The organism is Micromonospora sp. B9E7, assembly GCF_039871815.1.
In the GTDB taxonomy this organism is placed as follows: domain Bacteria; phylum Actinomycetota; class Actinomycetes; order Mycobacteriales; family Micromonosporaceae; genus Micromonospora.
Genome location: NZ_JBDPLX010000017.1, coordinates 82,109 through 95,558 on the forward strand (window position 1 = coordinate 82,109; position 13,450 = coordinate 95,558).

Sequence of the window (13,450 nt, forward strand, 5' to 3'; positions counted from 1 at the left end):
ACCGTAGACGTCGTGCCTGATATTCCGTTCGGTTTCGCGCTCCCGGGTGGGCAACCACCAGACCCCAACGATCCCGCGCAGATGCAGCAGTTCATGTCGCAGTTGCAGCACCTGCTCTCCGCGCCGGGCAGCGGGCCGGTCAACTGGGACCTGGCCCGGCAGGTAGCAGCCAGCCAGCTCGCGGCCGCCGGCGACCCGGCGGTGTCACCCTACGAGCGCAACGCGGTCGAGGAGGCGCTGCGCCTGGCCGACCTGTGGTTGGAGCCGGCCTCGGCGTGGCCGTCGGGCATCCAGTCACCGGTCGCCTGGAACCGCAATGAGTGGATCTTCAAGACGCTGGACGTGTGGCGCAAGCTCTGCGACCCGGTCGCCAGCCGCATGGTCGGCGCGATGGGCGACCTGGTGCCGCCGGAGGCCCGCGCCCAGCTCGGTCCGATGCAGTCGATGGTCGCCACCCTCGGTGGCGCGCTCTTCGGCGGCCAGCTGGGCCAGGCCCTCGGTTCGCTCGCCGCGGAGGTGCTCTCCGCCGGCGACATCGGGCTGCCGCTCGGCCCGGCCGGCACGGCCGCGCTGATCCCGGCCAACATCCGGGCGTACGGCGAGGGCCTGGAGCTTCCCGAGGACGAGGTCCGCCTCTACGTGGCGTTGCGTGAGGCCGCCCACCAGCGGCTCTTCCAGCACGTCCCGTGGCTGCGCGGGCACGTGCTCAGCGCAGTCGAGATGTACGCCTCGGGCATCCGGGTCAACCGGGAGGCGATCGAGGAGGCGATGGGTCGGGTCGACCCGACCGACCCGGAGTCGATGCAGGCGATCGCCCTGGAAGGGATCTTCACCCCGGAGGACACCCCGGCGCAGAAGGCCTCGCTGGCCCGGCTGGAGACCGCGCTCGCCCTGGTCGAGGGCTGGGTGTGCCACGTCGTGGACAGCGCCGCCAGCGACCGGCTGCCCAATGTCGTCCGGCTGGGCGAGGCCTTCCGCCGTCGTCGGGCTGCCGGCGGCCCCGCCGAGCAGACCTTCGCGGCGCTCGTCGGCCTGGAACTACGCCCGCGCCGACTCCGCGAGGCCGCGGCACTCTGGGCCGCGCTCACCCAGCACCGCGGCATCGAAGGCCGCGACGCCGTCTGGGGCCACCCGGACCTGCTCCCCTCGGACGACGACTTCGCCGACCCGGTCGCCTTCGCCATGAACGACATGGACCTGAGCGAGCTGGACAGCTTCGACTTCACCGCACCCGGTGGGGCCGAGGAGAAGGCCCCCGGCAAGCCCGACGAAGCCGACGGCGAGGACGACAGCAAGTCCTGAAACCTGGGTCGTGACGCCTGAGCCTGTGATGCCCCGGGGCCGCGATGCCTCGGACCGTGGCCCTGGGGCCGTAGGCCCTGGGGCCATGAGGCCTGGGGGCCGTCGGCCCTGGGGCCGCGACGCCTGGGGGCCGTGACCCCTGGGGCCGTGACGCCTGGGGCCGTGACGCCCGGGCCCGCGACGCCTGGGGCCGTGACGCCTGGGCCCGCGACGCCCGGGCCCGCGACGCCTGGGGCCGTGACGCCTGGGCCCGCGACGCCTGGACGGCCGTGACGCTTGAGACCGGGTGCCCGCATTGCTCGCACGGCAGGCACCCCGGCGGGCAGGTGGCGTTGGCTGGGAAGCAGGTGACGGGCCCTCGGGGTCGGGCGGCGTGTTGGTCAGGCGGGTCGGCCCGAGCCGGAGAGCAGGGCGCGGGTCGCCTCCCAACCCTCGAAGGCCGGGTCCAGCGTGGCCAGGTCGGCCGGGCCGCGCAGCCGTCGCCAGCCGGCGGTGACCGCCACGTCCCCCGGTCGAGGGGCACCGGAACGCACGTCCGTCGGCGTTGCCGTGTCGAGGTTCAGCGGGGGTAGCCAACCCGGCACGGGCAGCCGCACAGCCACCCCGAGCAGGCCCGGACCGCCGCCGTCGACCGGAGCCACCGCGACGGTTCGGGTGGTGAGCGGTCGCAGCAGCTTGCCGACAGTCAGTGCGGGCAGGTCAGGCACGTCCCCGACCAGCACCGCCGCCTGGTCGTAGCCCTCCAGCGCGGCGAACACGGCGTTCGGCGTCGGCTCGGCCACCTCGTACACCGCCGTGCCGGGCCAGACCAGCGCGTCGGCGAGGGCCCGGTCGGCGGGGGTGACCGCGACGGCGATCTCCACCTCGTTGAGCGTGGCGAGCAGGTCGATGACGTCTTCCGCGAGAGCCGCTCGCCATTCGCCCCGGTCGACACCCGGCGGCGACCAGGAAACCGGCCCGAGCAACGCCACTACCACCCGTCGTGCCACCCCCCGACCCTAGCGCCCACCCCGGCCGCCTCGACCACCCGCTCGCGCACACGGCACGCGCCGGCATGATCGACTCGGATTCATTGAAATCGCGGTGTCCGGAGGGCATCGATAGCGCGGTTTTCAGGAAGGCGAGTGGATCTAGGCCGGTCGCGCCCCAGCCCACGGCCCACGGCCCACGGCGCACGGCAGCCCCGGGACGAGGGGTTTGTGGATCAGGTGGGGAGTGGTGCGCAGGAGGCGGCGGCCACGCCTTCGAGGTAGCCCCGAGCGCGCTCCGCCCTGGGGTAGCGGCCGACCAGCGCCCAGAACCGGGCGTTGTGACTGGGCACGATGAGGTGCGCCAACTCGTGCAGCAGCACGTAGTCGATCACCCAGTCGGGCATCTCCTGGACACGGTGCGAGATCCGGATGCTGCGGTCGGCGGGTGTGCAGGAGCCCCACCGGCCGTTCTGGTTGGTGACCCAGCGGACGCTGGCCGGCACCGCCTTCGAGGCGTACTCGGCGAGGTGGAGGTCGATGAGCCGCGTGGCCCGGGCCAGCAGCTCGGCGTCGGAGCGGGCCAGGCGCCCCTCCCGGGCGGCGAGCCGGGCGAGCATCCGGTCGACCCACTCGCTCTCCTCGGCGCGGGAGAACTGGTCCGGGATGAGGACGACGACCCGCTCACCGTCACGGTACGCAGACACCGTGCGTCGTCGGCGCTGGCTGCGCCGCACTTCGACGACCGGCTTGCGCGTCCCCGCCATCACTGGCCCGCGCAGCCTCGGCTACGTGTCACGAAGGAAAGCTAATGCGTACTGACCAGGGGTCCGCAAGAGTCAACCGCGCGACACGCGCCCAGAAAGTGGTGATTGGTCGCCAGGCGTCCGGAAAATTTCTTGACAGCGACGGCGCCAGGCCATCTCGTCACCCTTGGTGCATGCCGATGGCGGTGTTACGCGACGCCCTCTCACCGTAGGTGATCACAGTCCCGAATGCGGCCGCAGGGGCACCCGCACGGGTGGCTGTGAGGGTTTGGTCGGCGTGTCCCCGCCAAACTGACTTATCCGACCTATTTCGCCGTGCACACTCTCGACGTCGACTTGCTCACAGTGTCGATGCACAGCTGACATGGAACTGCCCAGACCTGGGTAGGGTCCGCGGACCAGCGGTCACGAAGGTGGCCGCGGAGTGAGACCCAGCGCCGGCGCCCCGTGTGGCCCGCCGCCGGGCACCCCCGCCGGGACGGCATCGACCGGCGGACGAGACGAGGAGGGCACCGTGGCCGACCAGGCCCAGACGACCTACAACGGTTACTGCGTGAAGTGCAAGGAGAAGCGGGACTTCGAGGGACACGTCGAGGTCTCGAAGACCGGAATGAACATGGCCAAGGGCAAGTGTCCGGTATGCGGAACAACAGTGAACCGCATCCTGGGCAAGGCCAAGGTCTGACCCGTACGGCTGACGGGGGCGGGGCGGCCGATGGCCACCCCGCCCCGTTGCCGTCCAGGGTCGTCCACAGATGTGTCAGGTGACCGACAGCTGCCCCGGCGGGCTGTGGAAAACCCGGCCAACCCTGTGGACAACGCTGGACAGAGGCCTGAGCGCCTGTGGACAACGATCGACCGAACGCGAAGATGCGGTCACGATCAGCGACCATGAGCCGCATCCCACTGCCCCGCCCCACACTGCTGCCCGGCCTCAACCGGCTCTGGCGGGACCGGCACACCCTCCAGCTCGGCGTCGGGCCGGGCCCCGCCGTGCTGCTGGAACTGGCCAACCCTCGGGCCGCCTACCTGCTCGACCTGATCGACGGCACGCGCAGCGAGCGCGCCGTGCTGGCGCAGGCGGCCACCGTCCGGGTCACCGCCGACGAGGCGCGCACACTGCTCGACGCCCTGCGTACGGCCGGTCTGCTGGTGCCCGCGCACAGCCTGCTCCCGCGTGACCTCGCCGGCCCGGTCCGTGCCCGACTGGCGGCGGAGGCCGGCGCTCTGGCCCTGACCGCTGCCCGACTGCCCGGCACCCCCGCACAGGTCCTACGCCGGCGGCGGACCGCCCGGGTGGCGCTCACCGGCACCGGGGCGCTCGGTGGATCGTTGACGGTGGCGTTGGCCCAGTCCGGCGTCGGGCAGGTGGTCCCCCAGCTCACCGGCCCGGTACGCCCCGTCGACCTGGTCGGCACCGGCATCCCCGCCACCGAGCTGGGCCAGCCGTTGGCACCGGCGGTGCGCGCTGCGGTCAACCGCGTCGCCCCGGGCACCGGCACCAGGGCGGCCAGGGGTGGCCGGGCGGACCTGGTGATCCAACTCGGCACGGACCGGCCACCCGCTCTGCTCGCCGCAGGCCTCGCCCAGCGGCGGCAGCCACACCTGCTGGTCACCCTCCGCGAGGGCGTACCGGTCATCGGGCCGATGGTCCGCCCACCCGCCGGACCCTGCCTGCACTGCGTCGAGCTGCACCGGGCCGACCGCGACCCGGACTGGCCCCGGCTCGCCGCTCAGCTCGCGGCCACCGATCCGGTCGCCACCGGGGCGACCAGCACGCTGCTCGCCGCCATCGGGTACGCGCTGGCCGAGGCGCTGACCCAGCTCGACGGAGGTCAGCCCGAGACGCTGGGCGGCGCCATGGAGATCACCGGCGCCGGTCGTTTCCGTCGTCGGGGATGGCCGCCACACCCGGCCTGTGGATGTTCCCGGGGCCGAGTGTCCGCACCAGCCCGGCCGCAGACCAGCAGCGGAGCCCTCCGGTCGGTAACAATGACCGGGTGACCGACATCCCGCGCCGCGCCGTGTCCCGCACCGCCAAGCTCGCCGCCCTACCACTCGGCTTCGCCGGCCGGACGGTCCTCGGCATGGGAAAGCGCGTTACCGGGCTCGCCTCCGACGTGATCTCCGCGGAGATCCAGCAGCGCACCGCCGAGCAGCTGTTCAGCGTGTTGGGCCAGCTCAAGGGCGGGGCGATGAAGTTCGGTCAGGCGCTGTCGGTCTTCGAGGCGGCGCTGCCGGAGGAGATCGCCGCGCCCTACCGTCAGGCGCTCACGAAACTCCAGGAGGCGGCACCACCGCTGCCGGCGGCCAGCGTGCACAAGGTGCTGGCCGAGCAGCTCGGCCCCGACTGGCGGGACCTGTTCGTGGAGTTCAACGACACCCCGGCCGCCGCCGCCAGCATCGGCCAGGTGCACCGGGCACGGTGGCGGGAGCCGGGGTTCGACGAGTCGGGTGCGCCGAACAGCCGCGACGTCGCGGTCAAGATCCAATATCCGGGTGCCGGCGAGGCACTGCTCAGCGACCTCAAGCAGCTCTCCCGCCTGGGCGGGATGTTCCGGGCCATCCAGCCCGGTCTGGACGTCAAGCCGCTCCTGGTCGAGCTGCGCGAGCGGATCACCGAGGAGCTGGACTACGAGCTGGAGGCCGAGTCGCAGCGCGCCTTCGCGGCCGCGTACGCCGACGACCCGGAGATCTACATCCCGAAGGTGGTCAACGCCGCACCCCGGGTGCTGGTCACCGAGTGGGTGACGGGCACCCCGCTGGCCGACATCATCCGTGAGGGCACCGAGCAGGAGCGGGACGAGGCGGGGCGGTTGATGGCCACCCTTCACCTCTCCGCGCCGCAGCGGGCCGGGCTGCTGCACGCCGACCCGCACCCGGGCAACTTCCGACTGCTGCCCGACGGCCGACTCGGGGTGATCGACTTCGGCGCGGTGGCCCGGATGCCGGAGGGCACGCCGGAGCCGATCGGTCGCATCGCCGCGACGGCCCTGCGCGGCGATGCCGACGAGGTGGTGGCAGGGCTGCGCTCGGAGGGCTTCATCGGCTCCGCCGAGGAGATCGACGCCGAGGGCGTGCTCGACTTCATCCGCCCGATGCTGGAGCCCATCGCGGCGGACGGGTTCCGGTTCACCCGGGCCTGGCTGCGGGCTGAGGCGGGCCGACTGGCCAGCCCTCGCTCCCCCACGTACCAGCTGAGCAGGCAACTCAACCTGCCACCGTCGTACCTGCTCATCCACCGGGTGACGCTCGGGTCGATCGGGGTGCTGTGCCAGTTGGAGGCGAAGGCTCCGTACCGCAGCATCCTGGAGCGCTGGCTGCCCGGCTTCGCCCCGGTCGCCTGAGGATGTGACGAAGGGCGGGTGCCGGCCGGCACCCGCCCTTCTGCGTGGGGTGGTACTAGAGAGCGCCCAGGTCGCGCGCCGTCTGGTGGCGGCTGTTCATGGCGACGGTACGGGCGGATCGGGTTGCCTCAGTGCTCGTGGTGGTACGACCGGCCTGAGGCCGGCGCATTCGAGCCCGGGACAACGCTTCGTGGAGTAGTTGCATCTCGAAGGCTCCACTCGGGACGTTGAACATCGTCTTCTCGCTCACTGCCGGCGTGACACCGGCGTAGTTGGTACGAATCGGGAACATGTCAGGCTGCCAGCCGGACCGCGCCACGCACCTCGGACAGCCCACTGGCCGCCAGGCGCGCCTCGGCCTCGACCCGAAGCTCGGCGTCACGGGCGACGTCCTCCTTACGCGGACGGCCACGGGGCCGCTTGCGCGGGACGACCGCGCCACGCTCGAAGATCTCGCCGCCCCAGACGCCCCACGGCTCCGCTCGCTCAACGGCTCCAGCCAGGCACTCGACGCGAAGCGGGCAGTCCCCGCAGAGCGACTTGGCCAGCTCGAGCTCGGTGGGCGAGTCGGAGAACCACAGGTCGGGGTCGAACTTCCGGCAGGGCAGGTTCGCCTCCATCTCGACGCTCATGTCGAGGGGGGCCAACGCCAGACTCATCTCCCGGTCACCTCTCTCTCACTTCGATCTCGTGGATCGCATTCCGACGTACTTACGGCGGGCAAAAAATTGAGGCCGCGGATCCCGGTTACGGGTTCCGCGGCCTCGAGGTGAGCCGGTGTCTGATGGTCAGACCGGTTTACCTCGAGGTGGAACGCCGCGGACATCCATGCGCTTCTTGGCGACCTGGATGCCATTGCCCGTGAAGCCACTGGTCCCCTCGACTCCGACGGGCGCGACGGTCAGGGTCAGCTCGGCCTGAACCTGGTGCACCTGCGGAACCGACGGTCGTGCGGTGGCCGTGAGGGCCACCCGGACAGCCGACAGCGGAGCGTGGACAGACGGCATCGCCGCCAGACGCTCATAGGTGAAGATCTTCACGGTGCCACCTCCCTCACGTTCCTCGACTCGACTGGACCAACCCCGGTGAGCAGCCGGAATGGCGCCGCTCGCGTGGTGTGTCCTGAGGCTATTCCTCGCGCCGGGGCGAGGGCAAACGAATTTACGACGAGATTTCGAAAGTTTTCTCCGGGCAGACGTCGTCCACCCCCGCGCCGCCCACCAGCGCCAGCACCGACTCCCCGTAAAGGCCCAGCTTGCGGGGGCCGATACCGGCGATGGCGATCAGCTCCTCGGACCGTCCGGGCCGCCGCTCCGCCAGCGCGATCAGCGTCGCGTCGGTGAAGACCACGTAGGCGGGGACCTTCTGCGCCGCGGCCACCCGCTGCCGCCACTCGCGCAGCCGTTCGTGCAGCTCCTCGTCGATGTCCGACGGGCAGGTGGGGCAGCGCCCGAGCTTGCGGTCCGGGCCGGCGAGCAGGGTGGCGCCACAGATCCGGCAGGAGACGATCTGGGTCCGACGCCGCTCGGCGCGGCGGGCCGGACCGGTGCCGCCGGCCGCCCGCTCGGTGCCGCCGGAGCCGTCCAGCTGGGGCAGGAAACGCGACGGCCGCCGGGCCCGCCCGCCCGGCGAGCGTGCGGCGGCGTACGACAGCCAGAGCCACTCCCGCGCCCGGGTGATCCCGACGTAGAGCAGCCGACGCTCCTCCTCGACCTGTTCCACGGTCTTCGCGTACGTGGTGGGCATGGTGCCCTCGGCGAGGCCGACCAGGAAGACGGCGTCCCACTCCAGCCCCTTGGCCGAGTGCAGCGAGGCGAGGGTCACCCCGTCCACCGTCGGTACGTGCTGCTGGGCGGCGCGGCGGGCCAGTTCCTCGGTGAAGTCGGAGAGGGTGACGGGGCGTTCCACCGAGGCGGCCTCGCCGATCGGCACCACCTCGGGGCTGGCCGCGTACTCCTCGGAGAGCTGGACCAGCGCGGACAGCGCCTCCCAGCGTTCCCGGGCGGCACCGCCGGCCGGGGGCGCGTCCGGGGCCCAGCCGACCGCGGTGAGCGCCTCGACGACGGCGGTCGGCAGCGGCGTCTCCCCCGGGATGGACCGGGTGGCGGCACGCAACGCGACCATCGCCTGGCGCACCTCGGCCCGCTCGAAGAACCGCTCCGCGCCCTGCACGACGTACGGCACCGAGGCCTCGGTGAGCGCCTTCTCGTACGCCTCGGACTGCGCGTTGACCCGGAACAGCACGGCGATCTCCTTCGCCGGTGTGCCCGCGTCGATCAGCGCCCGGCAGCGGGCAGCCACCGCGTTCGCCTCGGCCGGCTCGTCGGTGAAGATCCGCAGGTCCGGCTCGGGGCCGGGTGGGCGCTGGCCGCTCAGCTCCAGGCGCAGGCGCGCCTCGGTGCCCCGGGCCTGGGAGATCACCGCGTTGGCCAGCCCGACCACCTGCGGGGTGGAGCGGTAGTCGCGGACCAGCCGGACCACTGTGGCGTTGCGGTGCCGGCGGGGGAAGTCGACCAGGTACGCCGACGTCGCCCCGGTGAACGAGTAGATCGTCTGGCTGGCGTCGCCGACCACGGTCAGGTCGTTGCGGCCGCCCAGCCAGGCGTCGAGCAACCGCTGCTGGAGAGGGTTGACGTCCTGGTACTCGTCGACCACGAAATGCCGGTACTGGCCGCGGACCTGCTCGCCGACGTCCGGGTGCTCCTCGATGCCCCATACCGCGGCACGCAGCATGTCCTCGAAGTCGATCACGCCGTTCGATCGTTTGAGCTGTTCGTACGCGGTGAACACGTCGGCCACCTTCGCCGGCTCGTGCGGGGTGTCGCGCAACGCCCGGGCAGCGGACACCACGTAGTCCGTCGGCTCGACCAGCGACGACTTCGCCCACTCGATCTCGCCGGCCAGGTCGCGGGCGGCGGCGCGGTCGGCGCGCAGGCCGACCCGGGCCGCGGCGAGGGTGACGAGTCGCACCTTGCTGTCCAGCAACTCGGGCATGGCGCGGCCGGCCAGTAGCCGGGGCGCGAAGTACCGCACCTGCCGCAACGCGGCGGCGTGGAACGTACGCGCCTGCACGCCGCCCACCCCGAGGACGGTGAGCCGGCTCCGCATCTCGGCGGCGGCGCGGGCGGTGAAGGTGACCGCGAGGACGTGCCGGGGTGATATCTCACCGGAGAGTGCCCGGTGGGCGATCCGGGAGGTGATCGCCCGGGTCTTGCCGGTGCCCGCGCCGGCCAGGATGCAGACCGGGCCGGCGGGGGCGGTCACGGCGGAGCGCTGCTCCGGGTCCAGCCCGGCGAGCACCTGTTCCGACGCTGAGTGAACCACCACAACCAGGAATCATCTCAGCTACCCGCAGCGTTGCAGCGAACAGCCTCGGCTTGATCGGCAAGCCGCGGCCGGAGGAGTTGGAGGATCCGACCGTGTTGACGATGTATTCCACCCCCTGGTGCGGCTACTGCCACCGGCTGAAGTCGCAGCTCGACCGGGAGGGCATCGGTTACGAGGTGGTCGACATCGAGCAGGACCCGAAGGCCGCGGAGTTCGTGATGAGCGTGAACGGTGGCAACCAGACGGTGCCGACCCTGCGCTTCGACGACGGCAGCGCCCTGACGAATCCCTCGATCAACCAGGTCAAGCAGCACCTGGAGACCCTCACCGCCTGACCGGCCAGCTGACCGTCGACGAGCGGCCGCCCCACTCGGGGCGGCCGCTCGTCGTGTCTCGGGACCGGTCAGCGTGGTGGCGGCCGGTGGGTGCCGGTCGCCACGGGTCGGCCGGCGGCGTCCTCGGCCGGTCGCCGGGGCGCCGGGAGCACCGGGCGGGTCGGCGTCGGTGAGCGGGTGCCGGTCGGGGCGCTCAGGTGCCGACCCCGCCAGAGATAGCTGCCGGCGACCAGGGTGGCCAGCCCCACCAGCGCGAACAGCACCCGGTAGTCCAGGAACCCGACCAGCAGGGCGCCCGCCCCGATGGAGAACGCCTGCGGCCCGCTGACCACCGCCTGGGTGGCCGCGGCGACCCGGCCGACCAGCGTGGGCGGGGTCCGACGCTGGATCAGCGTGTGCAGCCCGACCATCGTCAGCGGGATCGAGACGCCGGCCAGCAGCACGGCCGCGAACCCGAGCCGGATATCGGGGTACGCGAGCGCCAGCGCGGCCGGGGAGAAGAAGGCGACCCCGGCGGCCAGGGTGCCGACCTCCCCGAGCCGGCGGATCAGCGCCGGTGAGCAGAGCCCGCCGAGCAGCCCGCCGACGCCCTGCACGGTGACCAGCACGCCCACGAACGCGGCATCCCGGTTCAGCCCCTGGTCGACGTAGGCGAAGATGAGCGACTCGCTGAAACCCATCACCAGTGATCCCAGCCCGTAGCCGAGCAGGGCCCGACGCAGGGCCGGCTCGCCGGCCAGGTGCCGCAGACCGGCACCCAGCTCGGCCGGCCAGCGCAGCCGCACGGTCGATGGCACCTGCTGTGGGGCGGGCAGGGCGGTGACCACCGCCGCGGCGGTCAGAAATCCGACGATCCCGATTCCGGCCAACGACCATCCGCCGAGCGCCGCGTAGAGCGCCGCGCCGGCCAGCGGGCCGATCAACCGCATCCCCTGGCGTACGGTCTGCAGCAGGCCGTTCGCCTCGGCCAGCAGCTCGACCGGCACCAACTCCCGGATGAGCCCGCTGAGCGCCGCGCCGAGCGTGATGGACGACAGTCCGTACAGGGCGGCCACCAGGTAGACGACCCAGACGTCGCCCGCGTCCCGGACGGTGAAAAGCGGGATGAGCACGGCGGCGGTGACCACGTTCGCGGCCACGAAGAACGGACGGCGCGGATATCTGTCGACGAACCAGCCGACAAGCGGTGCCAGCATCATCGGCGCGATGACGGCGAAGATGGTCGCGCCGGCCAGCCCGTCCGAACCAGTCAGATCCTTGACCCAGATGGCGAGCGCGAGCAGCAGGATCGACTCGGCGGTCATGCTGGCCAGCAGGCCGCCGAAGAGCAGGCGGAAGTCGGGTCGGCGCAGGACGGTGCGCATGGGGTCCCTCCGGCGGGATGGCGTGCCCAGGTGGGCGAGGTCGACGGGTCGCGACCGCGGGTCCGTCGTCGTCTGGCATCCCCGTGGTCCGATTTTCGTAAGACACGCCCCCGCCGGGAACCTCCGACGTCGGCCGCGCCGTCCATACTGACCGTGGGGGGCGAATTTCATACAGTTACCGTCGCGTCCGCGGCGGTCGACGGGAAAGAGGACACTGTGCCTCCTGCCGCACCCAGCCCGATCCTGCGTCGTCGCCGGTTGGGCGTCGAGTTGCGCCGCCTGCGGGAGGCCGCGGGTCTCACCGGTGACCAGGTAATCGAGCGTATCGGTTGGGCCTCCGCGTCCAAACTGTCGCGACTGGAGAATGGCCGCAGCCGACCGGACCCGCAGGACGTCGGCGACCTGCTGAATCTCTACGGCGCCGACCAGGCGGTGCACGACGAGTTGCTCGGCATCACCAGCGAGGCCGGCGACATGCGCGGCTGGTTGAAGAACTTCCCGGTGATGACCCAGCAGCAGCGCAGCTGGGCCGAGTTGGAGGCGGGCTGCGCGGAGATCTCCGAGTACAACCCGACGCTGGTGCCCGGCCTGTTGCAGACCCCGGGCTATGCCCAGGTCCGGATCGTCTCGGCCCGGCAGGTGGGCGAGGGCGCGGGCGAACCGGAGCCCGACGACGAGCCGGAGACCGAGGTGCAGGCGCGGCTGGCCCGTCAGTCGCTGCTGACCCGTGAGCCGTACGCGCCCCGTTACACCGCAGTGCTGGAGGAGGCCGCTCTCGGCCGCCGCGCCGGGCCACCCGAGGTGCTGCACGAGCAGTTGCTCCAGCTCTGCGAGCTGGCCCTGCTGCCCAACGTCACGCTGCACGTGCTGCTGCGGGACACCCAGATCGGCAACTGGTACCTCCCGCCGACGGCGTTCTCCGTCTACCGGTTCGCCGATCCCCTCGATCCGGAGACGCTCGCGATCGAAGGTGGCTTCACCGATGTCATGTCGACCGAGGCAATCGCGCTAAATCGCTATAAAGTGGTGTTCGAGTGGCTATGCACGGCGGCACTAAACGCCTCGGACACCCTCTCCTGGCTGATCGAGGCGACGGGACGGCTGACCGAGGCGGTGCCCCCATCCACAGTGGCGTTCGGGCCGGCAACGGCGCCGACCCAACGCCGCCGGGACTCGGGGCGGCTGACGGATCGGTGATCCACGGGGGACCCTCCGTCGGGGCGTGCGGCACCACTCGTCCCATCGGATCGCTTCACATCAGGAGCAGAACCATGAACGACATCCACAACACGCCGTCCGTCTCCGCCCACTCGTTGGCGGATGCCCCGTGGCGTACCAGCACACGCAGCCAGACCTCCAACTGCGTGGAGGTCGCCCCGCTCGGCACCGGCCCGTCGGCCGTCGCCCTGCGGGACAGCAAGGACCGAGGCGGTCCGGTGCTGCTGTTCAACCGCGCGGGATGGCTCGGTTTCATCAGCGGCGCGAAGAAGGGACAGTTCGACTTGAACTGATCCGGTGACTGGTACGGGGCCGTCGGCGCGTTGCCGGCGGCCCCGTCGTCGTACGGGCCCACCGACCCCGTTGAGCAGCATCCGCTGATCGGACGACGCTCGGAACCGATAGGCGCGTTTCAGTTGCTGGGACGAACACGGGGCGTAACATGGCCCTCGGGTACGTGGAACTTCCACACAAGCTCATTCGTCGCGGTTCATCCGGAGACCCTCATGCGGTTCCTGATCGTTCGCACCGACATCCGCGCCGTCGCCGACGGGGACATCGCCGCTGCCTGGGCAGACGGCCACCGACTTCGCGACGAGACGACCACGCCCGAGCCGCGACGGCAGATCGTGCACGCCGAGGACCGGGACGCCGCGCTCCTGCTGGCCCGCGCCCTCGCCACGGTCGGCGCGGTCCGCGCCGGCAGGCAACGGGTCAAGGTTCTGCCGCTGGCCGAACCCCGATCCGTCTTCCGACACAGACCAGGGCCCACCGGCACCTGATTCGACAAGACGTCCGTCGTGGTCGGACCGGCTCCCCCGC

General features: G+C 71.8%; 14 protein-coding genes. 8 read left to right on the plus strand and 6 right to left on the minus strand.

Annotated features, from left to right (window positions below; genetic code table 11):
* Nucleotides 1-12: 12 nt before the first annotated feature.
* The gene (locus tag ABGB10_RS24240) at nt 13-1,302 is read left to right on the plus strand and encodes a zinc-dependent metalloprotease (RefSeq protein WP_347663246.1); all 1,290 of its coding nucleotides are present in this window, start codon (nt 13-15) and stop codon (nt 1,300-1,302) included.
* Nucleotides 1,303-1,682: 380 nt separating this feature from the next.
* Here ABGB10_RS24240 and ABGB10_RS24245 read toward each other — a convergent pair whose 3' ends face one another.
* Together ABGB10_RS24245 and ABGB10_RS24250 are read right to left on the minus strand one after the other, a co-directional pair.
* On the minus strand, nt 1,683-2,291 hold the full coding sequence (locus ABGB10_RS24245; protein WP_347663247.1) for a hypothetical protein: 609 nt from the start codon (nt 2,289-2,291) through the stop codon (nt 1,683-1,685).
* A gap of 215 nt (nt 2,292-2,506) precedes the next feature.
* A complete protein-coding gene (locus tag ABGB10_RS24250) occupies nt 2,507-3,037 on the minus strand; it encodes a M48 family metallopeptidase (protein ID WP_347663248.1) in 531 nt (176 codons plus the stop codon).
* 514 nt (nt 3,038-3,551) lie between these two features.
* On the opposite strand from ABGB10_RS24250, the gene ABGB10_RS24255 reads away from it, so the two are divergent.
* From ABGB10_RS24255 to ABGB10_RS24265, 3 genes are all read left to right on the plus strand, one after another.
* Nucleotides 3,552-3,722, plus strand: a complete 171-nt coding sequence (locus ABGB10_RS24255) for a DUF5679 domain-containing protein (protein ID WP_167457767.1) — start codon at nt 3,552-3,554, stop codon at nt 3,720-3,722.
* A gap of 206 nt (nt 3,723-3,928) precedes the next feature.
* Nucleotides 3,929-5,041, plus strand: coding sequence for a TOMM precursor leader peptide-binding protein (locus tag ABGB10_RS24260; RefSeq protein WP_347663249.1), 1,113 nt, complete (start codon nt 3,929-3,931; stop codon nt 5,039-5,041).
* Nucleotides 5,038-6,384 (plus strand): AarF/ABC1/UbiB kinase family protein, encoded by a 1,347-nt coding sequence (locus ABGB10_RS24265; protein WP_347663250.1) that lies wholly within the window; start codon nt 5,038-5,040, stop codon nt 6,382-6,384. Before ABGB10_RS24260 ends, ABGB10_RS24265 begins: the two co-directional genes overlap by 4 nt.
* Before the next feature lie 293 nt (nt 6,385-6,677).
* Here ABGB10_RS24265 and ABGB10_RS24270 read toward each other — a convergent pair whose 3' ends face one another.
* The 3 genes from ABGB10_RS24270 to ABGB10_RS24280 form a co-directional block, all read right to left on the minus strand.
* Complete coding sequence (locus ABGB10_RS24270) at nt 6,678-7,043, minus strand: WhiB family transcriptional regulator (RefSeq protein ID WP_030490434.1); 366 nt, start codon at nt 7,041-7,043, stop codon at nt 6,678-6,680.
* Nucleotides 7,044-7,172: 129 nt separating this feature from the next.
* Nucleotides 7,173-7,424, minus strand: coding sequence for a hypothetical protein (locus tag ABGB10_RS24275; protein ID WP_347663251.1), 252 nt, complete (start codon nt 7,422-7,424; stop codon nt 7,173-7,175).
* Nucleotides 7,425-7,545: 121 nt separating this feature from the next.
* A complete protein-coding gene (locus ABGB10_RS24280; RefSeq protein ID WP_347663252.1) occupies nt 7,546-9,711 on the minus strand; it encodes an ATP-dependent DNA helicase UvrD2 in 2,166 nt (721 codons plus the stop codon).
* Between the two features lie 92 nt (nt 9,712-9,803).
* On the opposite strand from ABGB10_RS24280, the gene ABGB10_RS24285 reads away from it, so the two are divergent.
* On the plus strand, nt 9,804-10,046 hold the full coding sequence (locus ABGB10_RS24285; RefSeq protein WP_278141536.1) for a mycoredoxin: 243 nt from the start codon (nt 9,804-9,806) through the stop codon (nt 10,044-10,046).
* Between the two features lie 68 nt (nt 10,047-10,114).
* On the opposite strand, the gene ABGB10_RS24290 is transcribed toward ABGB10_RS24285, so the two are convergent.
* Nucleotides 10,115-11,410: an MFS transporter gene (locus ABGB10_RS24290; protein WP_347663253.1), complete on the minus strand. Its 1,296-nt coding sequence runs from the start codon at nt 11,408-11,410 to the stop codon at nt 10,115-10,117.
* Between the two features lie 216 nt (nt 11,411-11,626).
* Between ABGB10_RS24290 and ABGB10_RS24295 the strand changes: the two genes are divergently transcribed.
* The 3 genes from ABGB10_RS24295 (at nt 11,627) to ABGB10_RS24305 (ending at nt 13,410) form a co-directional block, all read left to right on the plus strand.
* Complete coding sequence (locus ABGB10_RS24295; RefSeq protein WP_347663254.1) at nt 11,627-12,607, plus strand: helix-turn-helix transcriptional regulator; 981 nt, start codon at nt 11,627-11,629, stop codon at nt 12,605-12,607.
* A 74-nt stretch (nt 12,608-12,681) separates the two neighbouring features.
* Nucleotides 12,682-12,921, plus strand: coding sequence for a DUF397 domain-containing protein (locus tag ABGB10_RS24300; RefSeq protein WP_088987752.1), 240 nt, complete (start codon nt 12,682-12,684; stop codon nt 12,919-12,921).
* Between the two features lie 213 nt (nt 12,922-13,134).
* On the plus strand, nt 13,135-13,410 hold the full coding sequence (locus ABGB10_RS24305) for a hypothetical protein (RefSeq protein ID WP_347663255.1): 276 nt from the start codon (nt 13,135-13,137) through the stop codon (nt 13,408-13,410).
* Nucleotides 13,411-13,450: the final 40 nt, after the last annotated feature.

Excerpts from the sequence above, each read along its gene's own strand:
- ABGB10_RS24250 (WP_347663248.1), bottom strand. The coding sequence starts at position 3,037 with ATGGCGGGGACGCGCAAGCCGGTCGTCGAAGTGCGGCGCAGCCAGCGC.
- ABGB10_RS24300 (WP_088987752.1), top strand. The coding sequence starts at position 12,682 with ATGAACGACATCCACAACACGCCGTCCGTCTCCGCCCACTCGTTGGCG.
- ABGB10_RS24290 (WP_347663253.1), bottom strand. The coding sequence starts at position 11,410 with ATGCGCACCGTCCTGCGCCGACCCGACTTCCGCCTGCTCTTCGGCGGC.
- ABGB10_RS24305 (WP_347663255.1), top strand. The coding sequence starts at position 13,135 with ATGCGGTTCCTGATCGTTCGCACCGACATCCGCGCCGTCGCCGACGGG.
- ABGB10_RS24270 (WP_030490434.1), bottom strand. The coding sequence starts at position 7,043 with ATGAGTCTGGCGTTGGCCCCCCTCGACATGAGCGTCGAGATGGAGGCG.
- ABGB10_RS24260 (WP_347663249.1), top strand. The coding sequence starts at position 3,929 with ATGAGCCGCATCCCACTGCCCCGCCCCACACTGCTGCCCGGCCTCAAC.